This window comes from Microcoleus sp. D2_18a_B4 (assembly GCF_036702475.1).
Lineage (GTDB): Bacteria > Cyanobacteriota > Cyanobacteriia > Cyanobacteriales > Microcoleaceae > Microcoleus.
Genome location: NZ_JAUBTL010000033.1, coordinates 25,853 through 40,220, shown reverse-complemented (window position 1 = coordinate 40,220; position 14,368 = coordinate 25,853). Strand labels below are relative to the sequence as shown.

The following is a 14,368-nucleotide window of genomic DNA, read 5'->3' as shown; positions in this document are numbered from 1 at the left end:
CAAGAAACTGTAGCCAACATAATTTAGTAAGATAAGGAAACAATTATTAACATATACAATTGCCATAATTCAGGGGGGAGCAAATCTAAATCTGCAAGAAATTGGGATGATAAATTCCTTTAATCCTCCAGCGATTATCACTTTCCTCGGCTAGAAATCTTGCACAAGAATCAATCAGCCTTTTAGGGGATGACTCTTGGGCCAACCCCACAATAAAATGGAAGTTTAGCTTAGCAGGTATGAAAGGCTGTTCGTGCAAATGGTGCAAGATATCCGATCGCACTTTACTCTCTTCAAGGAACAACGATGAATTACGATATCTTTGACGAACAATACTACCTTTCGCAATATCCTTGGGTGAAACCAGCCATTGATGCAGGAAGCATCAAATCTGGACTAGAACACTTTCAAAAATATGGTCAAGCCGCCGGCCTCACAAAAGTATCGCGGTATTTTGACGAATCTACCTACCTTGCCGACAATCCAGAGATAGCACCCTTCGTCCGCACAGTCAACCCAAACGCGCCCTTTGCGACCGGACTAGACCACTTTATCCAATACGGTTACGAACAGGGTCGCAGCCAAGTATCGCCTGAGTATGACGAAGAGTTTTATGTAGCAAATAACCGAGATTTACTGCCGTTTATTCAGAATGGAACTTTTAAAAATGGCTACCAGCACTTCATTCAATTCGGAATCAAAGACGGTCGGTTTGGAACTTCATTTTTGGAATCGGAATACTTACAGAAAAACCGCGATATTGTGCCGTTTGTCAACTCTGGAGCCTTAAAAACTGGTCGCGAACACTACTTCAAGTTCGGAAGTTCCGATCCAAGCCGCTCTGCGACTTTTGTTGGAACTTCGGGCAATGACATTATAACTGGTTCCGGGGTGGGGAATGCCGAATTATTTGGAGTTGAAGTAGGTATAGAACCTCATTACGGCGCCCGATTGTATGAAAGTGATGGCAGCAATGAATTTGATACTCTCATTGGCGGTATCGGTCGTGATAAATTTGTGTTAGGCCAATATCAAGCATTCGCCCGTAATGTGTCATTGCGTGGAGTACAGTATTACATCGGGCCGGGTTTTGCTACAATTCGGAACTTTACCAAAGGTCAAGATAGCATCGAGTTATTAGTGGATTCCTCAGATCAGTTATTGGTGTTTCCCATCAACAATAATCGAGATTTAGCTATCCAAAGGAAAGGCTATCCCACCTTTGAGAATGGAGTTTCTGTTCCCTCAACCAGTCCATTTGATACAATTGGTGTTATTGAAGGTGGCGGAAATCTCAGTTTGAATCTATCACCAGGATCTGGTTTCACACGTTTACTTGTGTAGAAATCTCGAAGCTATTCAGAATTTGCCCGATCGCTGCTGGGAGTAAGATCGCACATTCAACAAAATCTGCGATCGCACTTGCCGATGCCAACAACTCGCCTTTCGCGACTGTACTTTACTTTTTTTAAGAAAGCAACCATGAATTACGCAATTTTTGACGAACAATACTACCTTTCGCAATATCCGTGGCTGAAACCAGCCATTGACGCAGGAAGCATCAAATCTGGAAGAGAACATTTTGAAAAATTTGGTCAAACCGCCGGCTTAACTAAAGTATCGCGGTATTTTGACGAAGCTACTTACCTCGCTGGCAACCCAGACATCGCTGCCTTAGTCCGCACTCCCAACAACCCAAACGCGCCTTTTGCAACCGGCTTAGACCACTTTATCAAATTTGGCTACGAAGAAGGCCGCACCCCCGTATCGCCTGAGTATGACGAAGCGTTTTATGTAGCAAATAACCGAGATTTGCTGCCGTTGATTCAGAACGGAACTTTCAAATCAGGCTACCAGCACTTTATTCAATTCGGGGTAAAAGAAGGTCGTTTTGGAACTTCATTTTTTGAAACAGAATACTTACGGAAAAACCCCGATATTGTGCCATTTGTCAACTCTGGAACCTTGAAAACTGGTCGGGAACACTACTTCAATTTTGGAAAAAACGAGCCAAGCCGGTCTGCGACTTTTGTCGGAAGTTCTGGGAATGACATCCTCACCGGTTCCGGGGTGGGGAAAGTTGAATTAATTGCAGTTGAAGTAGGTTTAGCTACAGGTAATGGCTTTGGAAGCAGTCGACTTTATGAAAGTGATGGCAGTAATGAATTCGATATTCTCATTGGCGGTAGCGGCCGCGATACATTTGCGCTTGGTAAGGAGAACATAACCCGTAGGGGATCGCTACTAGGATCGACACAGTTTTATATCGGGCCGGGTTTTGCTACAATTCGGAACTTTAATCAAGGTCAGGATACTATTCAGCTAGCAGGATATTTCACACTATCAAATTCTTACTTAGATATATTCTCGGTGTTTCCCATTAACAATGGTCTAGATTTAGCTATCCAAACGAAGGGCTTTATAAACGCTATAAAGGGAGTGCTATCAACCAGTTCATTTGATACGATCGCTGTTATTGAAGGCGGCGGAAATCTGACATTAAATCAATTACCATCATCTCCAGATGATACATTTTCACTTGGATAGAAATCTCGAAGTTATTAGGGATTTGCTTGATCCTGCTGGGGAGTGCGATCGCACTTTTTTATTGGCTTGGGTGGAACAGAAAGATGGCTTGTTTATCCAATTGTGCTATGGATAACAGGCTTAGGCGGTTATTTGATGAACATAACAACAACCAAAAAACTTGGCGATTAGCACCTATAAAATAATTTTGTAAAAAGTTAAGGAGAGATAAAAATATGAAACAAAAGAAGCGATCGCTAAAGCAAATTGGATTTTTTCTACTTTACACTTTTGCCATCACATGGTTGTGCTGGATAATTATCATCATTGGCAACAGATATTTTAATGCTCTTTGGTATGGTGAGCCTTTATTTTTGATACTTTACTCAATCGGCAGTTTGGGGCCAGCCATTAGTTCTTATATTATTTATCGACAGTTCACTGAAGATTTTGGTGAAGAATCTTTTGTTAAGTATATCGTTGGTGAAAAAATTGATAAAAAAGTATGGCTGATATTTGGATTATTTTTAATTTGGCGTCTATTTATGGTTGGGATTGGCTTTGGAATCAATAAGCCTATATCAATTCTTTCTGTAATTATTAATCTACCACTGCTTATTCTTTTAGGTGGATTAGAGGAATTAGGTTGGCGTGGAATTTTGCAACCTAAATTAGAAAAGGTAGTTAATTATTTACCTTCTATCCTTATGGTGGGAGCTATATGGAGCATATGGCATTTGCCGTTATGGTTTATAAAAGGGACAATTCAAAGTTCATTTCCATTTGGATTGTATTTATTCTCAGGCATAATTTTAACTTCCAGTTTTACAACTCTGTATAAATACACAAGCAATTTATTTCTCTGTGTATTAACTCATGCCTGGTTCAATGGGTGTATTGGCTTAGCTTTATATATAGGTAATAACGGAGCCTTGCAACTAAATTTGAATTGGAAAGTAATTGTTGTTTTTTCCATCGAGCTAATAGTATCCGTCATTTTAGGAATAGCATATAGTCGTAAGAAAGCCCTTCTGTGTTAAGCAATACTTTCACTTGAAACAATTACTAACGTATTTCCGACTTGCATACTTAATCCCTTGGATGATTTGGTCGATTATAAGTCATCTCATTCAAACGTTACTCACAGTTTCTTCATTTTTGTTCGATATCATGAAAGATAGTTAATTTTCTTGTCGTTGACGAGGATGAAATCTATGAAATGGCAACAATTAATTCTGGCTTTTATAGCTACCATTTGCTTAATATTTGCAGGCAATGCCCTGGCGCAGACTGATATCAATATCAACAATACCAACCTCATCCGCTTTGGTGGAAGCGTAACCGTACCAGAGAACCAAGTTGTCGAAAATGCCCTTGCTTTTGGCGGGAGTGTTACGGTATCCCCTAATGCCAAAGTTGTGGATACAGCGATCGCGTTTGGCGGAGATGTCATCCTGCAAAAAGGAGCGCGGGTAGAAGGGGATGCTTACTCCTTTGGCGGCAAAATCGTACAGGAACCAGGTGCGATTATTGGTGGTGAACGCGCTACATTCAGCGATCGACATGGCATGATGTATGGCTCCAATCGAGGCAGAAGTAGCTTCTTCGCCCACTATTTCTTCAGTACCATTTTTAGAACTTGTTCCGCTGTAGTAGCAGCTATTCTCGGACTGATCATCTTACAAACCAGCCCACAGTTCCTGCCAAATTTGGCGACAAAATTGGGTCAACACCCCGGTTTGACTGCTCTATGGGGAATCGGGGCGATCGTTTCCTTGGTCTTTGCTACCGTGTTTTTAGCGATTACGCTCATTGGTATTCCTCTGATTCCACTCCTGAGTCTGACTGCGGTGATTACTGCTCTAGTCGGATCATTAGCCGTAGCACTTTTTGTCGGTCAACGCCTATTCCGTAATGGTAATTGGTCTTTACAGCAGCAGTTCTTGGTGGGTTTGGCGATCCTGACAGTTATGACACTAATTCCCTTTTTCGGAGGGTTAGTAGTTTTCCTAGTCAATCTGTTCGGGTTGGGTATCATCTTGCTGTGGCAATTTGGTAGAGAAAAACCCCAAATAGCTACTTAGTGAGTAGGGCGGTATAAATGTTGCTCAGGGTGAACAAGGTTCTGATGAAGGCAACGACCAAAAATGTTGAAGGTAAATTTCAATAATGAGAAATCCCCAGAAACCTTTCTCGCTCAGAACATATCTATTGATTGTCGTGGCGATATCTTGGCCATTTCAAATTGCGTATATCCTGTGGGCAAAGACGCCGTTTATGCGCTATGCCTTAAGCTCATTACCAATGATTATGGTCACAGTTGCTACTTATATTGCTGGTCGATATATATTTCATGATAGCTTCTCAAAAGCTGGTTGGAGTAGGGGGAAATCAAAACAATATTTCGCAGTCTTCTCACTAGCAATCTTTGTCTGGGTTGTTCCTACAATCCTCGAATTAGTCTTAGGAATGCGGAGTATTCCTAAAGGCGTTATCGTTCCAGAAATTCTCGGAAATTTTCTACTTCGTTTTATCGCAACCTTGATTCCAGCCTTTGGTGAAGAGTTTGGTTGGCGCGGCTATATGTTACCGCACTTGGTAAAACGATACAGATTAAGAACAGCACTGCTCCTTCATGGATTTATTTGGTGGGCATGGCATTTGCCTGTGATTGTTGGAATGGGCATGGCTGAAAAACTTACTGATAATATAGGTACTTCAATAGCCATTATGCTTGCAATCACTTTAATTCCTAGCATGATGCACGCGATGATTTATGCCTACATTTGGACAGTTACGCAAAGCCTTGCTGTTGTAACTGTTTATCACGCGGCATTTGATGAAATTCGGGATGCGATTGAGGCTTCGATCGGTTTTGGTTCTCTGGTTGAAATCTGGCAGATGCTTACCTTGACAGTCTTAGGGGGACTGCTGCTGTGGAAGGGAAATTGGAAACAGTTAACTGCGAGGAAAACATGAGCAAATCACTCTTGGCAAGGTGTCAGGGAACTTTATGAAATCAAAAACAGAACGAATGGCACGATTTAACGCCGAAAATGGAGAAATCATATTGACACAATATGAAAAGTGAAACCAAATTGACTCTGATTAAAATTATTCACACTGCGGTCTGGATATTCTTCAATTTTGTTATTTTCTATATGCTTTACGCCGCCATCGCCAATAAACTCGATCTTGGGCTCTGGATTGGTTATGGGTTTGTATTGCTAGAAGGGCTAACCCTACTAACTTTTAAATCACACTGCCCATTAAATCTACTTGCTCGAAAATACTCCAATTCCACAAAGGACAATTTTGATATTTATCTTCCCAGTTGGCTCGCCAAGTCTACGAAGTTAATCTATACAACTATTTTTGCGCTCATTACAATCATCACTATCTATCAAATGTTGAATTAAAAAATACCAAAACACTGGAGGCAGTAATGACCAAACAAATTTCTCTTGATGCGCTATGGGATTCAGCCACATCTCAGGATCGTGTATTCCACTTAGATGACTTCACTCACTTGCCAGAAGCAGCAAGACGATATCTCGAACACGCGATCGCACCTGGAACAAAGCTCGCTTCTGCGGTTCGCTTGAAGATGCACGGCGAAATCAAACTGAAGAGTTGGATTCCATTCAAAGCCGAGCAAGTCATTTGCTGGGAACATGGACTGATTTGGAGTGCTACAGCATGGATGAATAGCTTCTTGCCAATTGTCGGATCAGACCGCATTATCGACGGCATTGGTGCGATGCAGTGGAAGCTTTTAGGATTATTCCCTGTGATGACGGCGAGTGGTTCGGATATTACACGGTCGGCTATTGGTCGTCTCCAATCAGAGTCACTCTGGTTACCGTCTGTATTCTGCGGCGATGGCGTTTCATGGGCAAGTCCAGATTCATCGGATCTAGACTCCAACTTGCATCCCAGTTTTGTAGTGCAAGGCGAGAGAGCCGAACTAGATTTCACCCTTGATCAAACGGGTTGTCTCAAGACCTGTAAGCTACCACGCTGGGGCAATCCAGACGATGCTGAGTTCCGTTATGTGGACTTCGGTGGAATTTTAGAGGAAGAGGGCACATTCTGCGGCTACACCATTCCAACTCGGCTACGGATTGGATGGTACTTTGGCTCCGATCGGTTTGAGTCGGAGGGCGAGTTCTTCCGAGGCACGATCGATGATGCAATCTATCGATAGACCAACTTATGTCAAAGGAGAGAATGAAAAATGAGAAAATATCCGATTGCTTGGTTCTATATCTTGGCTTTTGGTATCTCATGGCTTGGCATGATATCGACCGTCTTAGCCTCGCGAGGCATTGCCCCATTTAACAGTCCTTACTTCCAACTTCTTTCCATCTTTTATGCCATTGGCCCTGCTCTTGCGGCTATGATTGTGTCACAGGTGACGCATGGTAAAACAGGGATTCGGGATTTGAACAAGGGACTAATCCGATGGCGGGTTAGCCTAATCTGGTACATCGTAGCGGTGCTGGGGTCTGCAATTTTGCTGATTGTGGCGCAAGCCGTAACGAAATTATTGGGCTTTTCGGTAACTATCGTAATGCCACCAGTCAATCTATCTCCCTATGTTATTTTCGGTTTCGGAGTAAATTTCCTCGCCCATACCTGCGAAGAAATTGGGTGGCGCGGTTTTGCATTACCACACTTGCAGAAACGATATAACGCTCTGATTGCTACTCTCATTGTGGGCATATTGTGGGGTTTATGGCATTTACCGCTTGTCTTTTTGGTAGGCAACCCGATGTCTGAGTTTCCTTTCGTCTGGTTTATCAGCATCGTGACCAATGCTTTTATCTATACCTGGATTTACAACAGCACTAAAGGCAGTATTTTGCTAGTGGCGCTTTTTCATGGTTCGGGGAACGTATGGGGACTATTTATAACTGGGGTGTCCCCTGTCGCATACGCTCTCGTGAATTGCGTTGTGGCGATCTCCGCGATCGCAGTATTTGGAAGAGCGCATCTCTCTCGCCGCCAGAGGGTTTGTGCGGAATAAAATGGGGTTGCAACTGAACTTAAATAATCCTGCAACGCTCGAACCGATAGGGGCTTCCTCTTGATGGACTGGATGGCGGTGGCGGTGGCTCCAGCGATCGCGCTACTTTGACGGATGGCGCAACAACTGTCTCCCTCGTGTTTCAGTTTAATGCTGAAGGGGCGATCGCTACTTTTCGGGTTGATGAATCAACGATTAAACGAATTGGACGCTTGGGTGAAACTATCGGGGCGAGGGTGGAATATCGAGAGTGTTTCCTCTATCTTTTCTCTTCGCTGTGCTTATCTTAATGGTCAACTTTCAGCTTGATGTATCTGCAAAAGTGAGATGCACCCGGGCGTCCCGCCCGAAGGCGTGTATTTTCACAGCAGGCGGGACACCAGACAAGAACCATCCTCAAATTGTGCAACGCCGAATTTTAAGGCCGACACAGCCAGAACCTACAGGATTTTAAGTCACATTTTTAGTCACGAAATTTCTGTGCAGAATGCCCTGACAGCTTCTGCAAACTGCTGGTTATGCTCGATTAATGCCATGTGTCCTCCTCGCTTGATAGTAACTAGCTCTGCTTGAGGTAATTCTGCTTTCATTCGCAGGCTAGCTGGGGGGGTAGTGGCGATATCTGAATCGCCGCAGATCACCAACACTGGAATGTCAATTGATGGCAAAGTTTTTGTTTCATCAAATTTGAGCATTCCCAGTGTGCCGCGAGCGAGAACGCCGGGAGAGCCCAAGGCTGATAGGAAAGCTGAGAACTCTAATTGACCGCGCGTTTCAGTGCCTTTAAATCCCGATAATTCTACACTGATGTGCAGTGAACCATTGAGATAGCTCAGCCAAGTCATTCCCCACATAATGGGTTCAAGAGCTATGGTGAGATAGAGCATAGGTTGGAGCAGCGGCTTCTGCAAAGCGCGTAATAAACCGCTAAAAATAGCGGTTTTGACGGGATTAGTATAAGTCGTATCTACCAGGATTAAACCAGCTACTCGACTACCGAGAAGTTCTGGAAAAAGCCGACTGAATGTTAGAGAAATCATGCCGCCCATACTGTGTCCGAGTAGGATAACAGGTTTAGTTCCTGCTATGGCAATGACGGCTTCGAGATCGCGGGCAAATTTTTCTAGGGAGTAGTCGCTGTTTTTTGGTCGAGTGGATTTTCCCAGACCTGGAAGATCCCAAACAATCACTCGGAAGCGATCGCTTAGTTGCCGTTTCGCGTAATACCAAACCATACTGTTCGGCCCCCAACCGTGGGAGAGAATAATCGGCTGTCCGTCCTCTGGGCCGTAGAATTCTACTTGTAAAATAGTGCCATCAGGCCTCTCTACCCGCTGCACCGTACCCGTCCGCGTCGGCTTGGGTTCGTCAGCACCGGGGCGGCGGAACAGCGGCAAACTGATAAAGCGGCCGCCAACAGACCAAAGAAGCATCAAGACTCCGCTGACTAAGTAGGACATCCCTACAAGTTCGCCGATGTACCATTCGTAAATAATGTATATACCTCCGCCAAGTACCCCGACGGACAGCAATCCCACCAGCCATAGGAACAGGAAATTGAAGGGCATGAACGGCATAAGCTGAAACCTTGGGTAGAATTTGGGTTGCGGATTCACACAGAATCATACTCAGGTTAGGCCACAGTAAGCAAGCGGTAAGTTAAGCTCTTAATTTGTGCGCTGGTGGAATTTAATTTATTGATTTGCCCAAGTAATGACAGGATGACTCAAAATGCCCGATCCAAAAATATCGAGTTCATCGCCAAATGCCAGAGATTCTGTCACGGTTGAGTTAGTTGAGTTTTTATCTTACCTTCGCAGTCTAGATATTAATATTTTTGTTGAGGGCGAGATCCTCCGCTGCAACGCTCCCGAAGGAATTATTACACCAGAACTGCGCGCCAAAATTTCTCATAAAAAAGCCGAAATTATTTCATTTTTAAAAGCAGCTAATCGTACTTCTAGTTTTACTTCTACACCGATTGTTCCTATGGGGCGGGACGGAAATCTACCGCTTTCCTTTGCACAGCAGCGCTTGTGGTTTCTCGACCAATTAGTACCCAACAATCCTTTTTATAATGTTCCCGCAGCATTGCGTTTGACAGGTTCGCTCAATTTTTCGGCGCTGCAACAAACCTTCAATGAAATTGTGCGCCGCCACGAAGCTTTACGCACGACTTTAGCAGTAGTTTCGGGGCAACCTGTTCAGAGAATAGCTGCTGCTTTCCACCTCCAGATTAATGTAGTGGATTTGCGAAATTTGCCAAAGGAATCTCGACAAAATGAAGCAAACAGGCTCACCGCCCAGGAAGCTCAACGCTCTTTCAATTTGTCCAATGACTTGTTGCTGCGAGTCACATTATTGCAGTTAGATGATGCCGAATATTTACTAATGCTGAATATGCACCACATTGTCTCCGATGGTTGGTCTATCGGGGTGCTAATTCAGGAATTAGGCGCGCTTTACACGGCATTTGCTAGCGAAAAGCCTTCGCCTTTACCGGCTTTGTCGATCCAGTATGCTGATTTTGCAAAATGGCAGCGCGAATGGCTGCAAGGGGAAGTTTTAGAAACGCAGCTTGCTTACTGGAGAGAGCAGTTAAACGGCATTTCTATGCTAAATTTGCCTGCGGATCGACCCAGGCCAGCAATTCAAAGTTACCAAGGCAAAAGGCAATTTTTGCAACTGCCAAAACAACTGAGCGAGGCTTTAGAAACGTTGAGCCAGCGCGAAGGAGTGACGCTGTTTATGACAATGTTGGCAGCTTTTAAAACGTTGCTTTACCATTACGCGCAGCAAGAAGATATTGTTGTAGGTTCGCCGATCGCCAATCGCAACCGCAGTGAAATAGAAGCATTGATCGGTTTTTTTGTCAACAGTTTGGTGTTGCGTACAGATTTGTCGGGAAATCCAACTTTTCGGGAACTTTTAAACCGAGTCAAAGAGGTAGCATTAGGAGCTTACGCTCACCAAGATTTGCCGTTTGAGAAGTTAGTAGAAGAACTGCACCCCGATCGCGCGTTGAACCAAAATCCCTTATTTCAGGTGGCGTTTGCGCTGCAAAACGCGCCGGGGAATCGGTTAGAATTGCCAGAATTAACGCTCAGCCCGCAGCAGTTAGATGTGGGTACAGCGCGGTTTGATTTGGAGTTTCATTTGTGGGAGCGATCGCCCGACAGATCGGGAAGCAACCAATCGCCCAGCAATAAGCTGTGGGTTGATAGCTCGGAGGGTATCAGCGGCATGGTTATTTACAGCGCCGACTTATTTGATGAAGCTACGATTACCCGCCTGATCGGGCATTTTCAAGCCTTGTTAGAAAGCATTGTGACAAATCCCGAACAGCGCATAGCAAACTTGCAATATTTGAGCGCCCAAGAGCGCGATTATTTGTTAGTTGAATGCAACAATACTCGGGCGGATTATCCGCAAGATTTGTGCATTCATCAGCTATTTGAAATGCAGGCCGCTCGGACACCGGATGCGGTGGCGCTGGTATTTGGAGAGGAGCGAGTCACCTATCGAGAGCTAAATCTCCGCAGCAACCAACTAGCACGTTATCTGCAAAAAATAGGGGTTGGGGCGGAAGTTTTAGTCGGGCTTTGCTGCGGGCGATCGCTCGATCTGATTGTGGGGATGTTGGGTATCCTGAAAGCGGGAGGAGCTTACTTAATTTTAGATCCGAGCTATCCTGCTGAGCGATCGAGCTTTATGGTAAAAGATGCTCAATTATCTGTTGTGTTAACTCAGCAGCAATGGATAGAGAATTTGCGCTCGCCCAATTTACAGATAGTTTGTTTAGACACAGACTGGGAGATGATTTCCCAAGAAATCGCCGACAATCCCACCAGCGCAGTCACAGCCGAAAATCTGGTTTACGCGATTTACACCTCCGGGTCCACGGGAAAGCCGAAAGGAGTGGAAATTGAGCACGGGAGCTTGTTAAATCTCGTTTTTTGGCATCAAAGAGAGTTTGGGGTGTCAGCGGGCGATCGAGCAACGCAAATTGCAGCGATCGGCTTTGATGCTTGCGGGTGGGAAATTTGGCCTTATCTCGCGGCGGGATCTAGCATTTACTTTCCAGAAGATGACATCAGGCGAGATCCTGAAAAACTGCAAAACTGGTTAGTATCAAACGCGATCGCAATTAGCTTTTTGCCAACACCTTTAGCCGAGAAACTTTTGCTATTAGATTGGCCTCAAACAACAGCGTTGCGAATCTTGCTCACAGGCGGCGAAAAACTGCAACAACATCCTTTAAAATCCTATCCATTTAAGCTAGTAAATAATTACGGCCCAACCGAAAACACCGTCGTCACAACTTCCGGTTATATTCCTGTAACAGAGCAAACAGACATCGCCCCGACAATTGGCCGCCCCATTGCTAACACTCAAGTCTACATATTAGACAAATATTTGCAGCCCGTACCAATGGGGGTTGTTGGCGAATTGTACATCGGCGGAAACGGACTCGCTCGCGGCTACCTCAACCGCCCAGATTTAACCGCACAAAGCTTTATTGTCAATCCTTTTAAACCAAATTCAGGCACCATTCTCCATGACTTGTTTAGGAACAGGCAAGATGCCTGTTCCACAAGAGATGAATTTTCTTGTGGAACAGGCATCTTGCCTGTTCTCGATAATGGTGCAACATCTCAGTTTAAACCAAATTCAGGAGAGCGAATTTACAAAACCGGCGACTTAGTGCGCTACAGAGGCGATCGCAACCTGGAATTTTTAGGACGCATTGACGAACAAGTAAAAATTCGCGGTTTCCGCATCGAATTAGGAGAAATCGAGACACTATTAACTCAACACCCGGCCGTGCAGCAAACTGTAGCAATAGCTTCGGAAGATGGACAGGGAGATAAACGTTTAGTAGCTTATATTGCCCTGAATGCAGAATATAGCGTTGCCCGCGAAAAAAACCAAATAATGCAATTGCAGGACGAACAGGTTTTGCAGTGGCAAATGCTCTACAATGAAACTTACAATCAACCTGCTATTGACTCAGATCCAACATTTAATATTGTCGGCTGGAATAGCAGTTATACTAATCAGCCAATCCCAGCAGAACAGATGCGCGACTGGGCGAACAATCAAGCCGCCCAAATTTTAGCTTTGCAGCCTAGCCGAGTGTTAGAAATTGGCTGCGGCACAGGTTTGTTGCTGTTCCAAATTGCCTCTCGCTGCACTCAATATTGCGGAACAGACTTTTCACCTATTTCGCTAAACTATATTCAGCAGCACTTGGCAAATCAACAGTTAGCTAATGTAACGCTGCTTCAGAAAATGGCGACAGACTTTGAAGGAGTAGAGACAGCAGCTTTTGACGCAGTAATTCTCAACTCTGTCGTGCAATATTTCCCGAATATCGACTATCTCGTGCAGGTGCTAGAAGGTGCGGTGAAAGCAACTGCCCCCGGCGGCTTTATATTCATCGGAGATGTCCGCAGCTTGCCGTTGCTGGCAGCTTTTCACGCTTCCGTACAACTGTATCAAGCCGAGCCTTCTCTCGCTGGCGAACAGTTGCAGCAGCGAGTACAAATGCAAATTTTTCAAGAAACAGAGTTAGTTATTGATCCAGAGTTTTTTAGCGCATTAAAGCACCGCTTTCCGCAGATGGGCGGCGTAGAGATTCAATTAATTCGCGGTAGTTATCACAATGAGTTAACTGATTTTCGGTACAATGCTATTCTGCATATTGCGTCTGAAACAGCACGCCCAAAATCATCGCTAAAAGGAGAGCGGCACCCAGAAAAACGGCTGGATTGGTTGGATGAAAATCAGAATCTGACTGTTACCAAGGTGCCACAAATATTATTGCAAAATCAACTCGATGTTTTAAGAATTGCTAATGTGCCTAATGCGCGGGTAACTGCTGCGGTGAAAGCGGCAGAGTTGTTGTCTGTTGTCGATAAATTTCCAACAGCAGGTCAGTTGCAGAAAGCCGTGGAAAAAGTCGAGGATTTAGGAGTAGATCCCGAAGCGTGGTATGCTTTGGAAGTTCCGTATAATGTTAATATTAGTTGGTCTAATTCCGACACTCAAGGGCGCTACGATGTAGTGTTTGCACGGGGCGAAACCAGAGATTTTGTGCCAGAAACCCGAAGCGATAACTTGCGTCCTTGGCGCTCTTATGCTAACAATCCCTTACAAGCTAAAGCAGCGCGTAAATTAGTGCCACAGTTGCAGGCTTATCTAGCAGAAAAACTGCCGGAATATATGGTTCCGTCGGCTTTTGTGGTGCTGGAGTCGCTACCTGTGACGGCTAACGGAAAGGTCGATCGCCTCGCTTTGCCTGCACCGGAGCCGATTAAGTTAGAATGGGCTGGCGGTTATGTTGCGCCTCAGACTTCTATTGAGGAAGTTTTAGTTAAAATTTGGGCTGAGGTTTTGGGGATAAAGCGAGTGGGTATCCGGGACAATTTCTTTGAATTGGGAGGCCATTCGCTGCTGGCGACTCAGCTTGTTTCTAGAGTGCGAGATGCTTTCGGGGTAGAGTTGCCTTTGCGCCGGGTTTTTGAAGCACCGACAATTGCAGAATTATCTAAGATTGTGGAGAATTTAAAAGATAAGAATTCTAAAAGTGAAGCTCCGGCTTTAGTGCCGATTTCGCGCGATAGTCGGCGGCGGAAGCTATCATCTTTTAATAGACCTCTTGCATAAATTTTTGATCGGTCAACCGCAGATATAAGGCAGATTAACGCAGATTAACGCAGATAATTTTAAGAGGGTTTGTGAATGAGTGCAAGAGATATAATCTAGAAAGTCAATAAAAATGATGGCTGTTGAACAGGTGCAGTTTCGAGA

Annotated in this window: 9 protein-coding genes and 1 pseudogene; 9 read left to right on the top strand and 1 reads right to left on the bottom strand. The window is 44.5% G+C overall.

Annotated elements, in window-relative coordinates:
• The first annotated feature begins 306 nt into the window (after positions 1 to 306).
• From QUB04_RS19165 to QUB04_RS19130, 8 genes and pseudogenes are all read left to right on the top strand, one after another.
• Complete coding sequence (locus QUB04_RS19165; RefSeq protein ID WP_333286732.1) at positions 307 to 1,344, top strand: calcium-binding protein; 1,038 nt, start codon at positions 307 to 309, stop codon at positions 1,342 to 1,344.
• 138 nt (positions 1,345 to 1,482) lie between these two features.
• Complete coding sequence (locus tag QUB04_RS19160; protein ID WP_333286730.1) at positions 1,483 to 2,547, top strand: calcium-binding protein; 1,065 nt, start codon at positions 1,483 to 1,485, stop codon at positions 2,545 to 2,547.
• Between the two features lie 215 nt (positions 2,548 to 2,762).
• Positions 2,763 to 3,566 carry a CPBP family intramembrane glutamic endopeptidase gene (locus QUB04_RS19155; RefSeq protein WP_333286728.1) on the top strand — a complete coding sequence of 268 codons (804 nt, stop codon included), beginning with the start codon at positions 2,763 to 2,765 and terminating at the stop codon, positions 3,564 to 3,566.
• A 174-nt stretch (positions 3,567 to 3,740) separates the two neighbouring features.
• The gene (locus tag QUB04_RS19150; RefSeq protein ID WP_333286726.1) at positions 3,741 to 4,610 is read left to right on the top strand and encodes a hypothetical protein; all 870 of its coding nucleotides are present in this window, start codon (positions 3,741 to 3,743) and stop codon (positions 4,608 to 4,610) included.
• An 85-nt stretch (positions 4,611 to 4,695) separates the two neighbouring features.
• Positions 4,696 to 5,505 (top strand): CPBP family intramembrane glutamic endopeptidase, encoded by an 810-nt coding sequence (locus tag QUB04_RS19145; protein ID WP_333286724.1) that lies wholly within the window; start codon positions 4,696 to 4,698, stop codon positions 5,503 to 5,505.
• A 466-nt stretch (positions 5,506 to 5,971) separates the two neighbouring features.
• Positions 5,972 to 6,733: a DUF6920 family protein gene (locus QUB04_RS19140; RefSeq protein WP_333286722.1), complete on the top strand. Its 762-nt coding sequence runs from the start codon at positions 5,972 to 5,974 to the stop codon at positions 6,731 to 6,733.
• A 30-nt stretch (positions 6,734 to 6,763) separates the two neighbouring features.
• Entirely contained in the window at positions 6,764 to 7,555 is a 792-nt protein-coding gene (locus QUB04_RS19135) for a type II CAAX endopeptidase family protein (RefSeq protein WP_333286720.1), read from the top strand.
• Between the two features lie 185 nt (positions 7,556 to 7,740).
• Positions 7,741 to 7,864, top strand: a pseudogene (locus QUB04_RS19130) (ISKra4-like element ISMiva1 family transposase); the annotation flags it as partial.
• Between the two features lie 158 nt (positions 7,865 to 8,022).
• On the opposite strand, the gene QUB04_RS19125 reads toward QUB04_RS19130, so the two are convergent.
• Positions 8,023 to 9,123, bottom strand: coding sequence for an alpha/beta hydrolase (locus QUB04_RS19125; protein WP_333286718.1), 1,101 nt, complete (start codon positions 9,121 to 9,123; stop codon positions 8,023 to 8,025).
• 163 nt (positions 9,124 to 9,286) lie between these two features.
• Between QUB04_RS19125 and QUB04_RS19120 the strand changes: the two genes are divergently transcribed.
• Positions 9,287 to 14,224, top strand: a complete 4,938-nt coding sequence (locus QUB04_RS19120; RefSeq protein ID WP_333286716.1) for an amino acid adenylation domain-containing protein — start codon at positions 9,287 to 9,289, stop codon at positions 14,222 to 14,224.
• The last annotated feature ends 144 nt before the right edge of the window (positions 14,225 to 14,368 follow it).

Bases quoted from the DNA above. Each gene is read 5' to 3' on its own strand.
- QUB04_RS19120 (WP_333286716.1), top strand. From the start codon at position 9,287: ATGCCCGATCCAAAAATATCGAGTTCATCGCCAAATGCCAGAGATTCT.
- QUB04_RS19165 (WP_333286732.1), top strand. From the start codon at position 307: ATGAATTACGATATCTTTGACGAACAATACTACCTTTCGCAATATCCT.
- QUB04_RS19140 (WP_333286722.1), top strand. From the start codon at position 5,972: ATGACCAAACAAATTTCTCTTGATGCGCTATGGGATTCAGCCACATCT.
- QUB04_RS19160 (WP_333286730.1), top strand. From the start codon at position 1,483: ATGAATTACGCAATTTTTGACGAACAATACTACCTTTCGCAATATCCG.
- QUB04_RS19135 (WP_333286720.1), top strand. From the start codon at position 6,764: ATGAGAAAATATCCGATTGCTTGGTTCTATATCTTGGCTTTTGGTATC.
- QUB04_RS19155 (WP_333286728.1), top strand. From the start codon at position 2,763: ATGAAACAAAAGAAGCGATCGCTAAAGCAAATTGGATTTTTTCTACTT.
- QUB04_RS19150 (WP_333286726.1), top strand. From the start codon at position 3,741: ATGAAATGGCAACAATTAATTCTGGCTTTTATAGCTACCATTTGCTTA.
- QUB04_RS19125 (WP_333286718.1), bottom strand. From the start codon at position 9,123: ATGCCCTTCAATTTCCTGTTCCTATGGCTGGTGGGATTGCTGTCCGTC.
- QUB04_RS19145 (WP_333286724.1), top strand. From the start codon at position 4,696: ATGAGAAATCCCCAGAAACCTTTCTCGCTCAGAACATATCTATTGATT.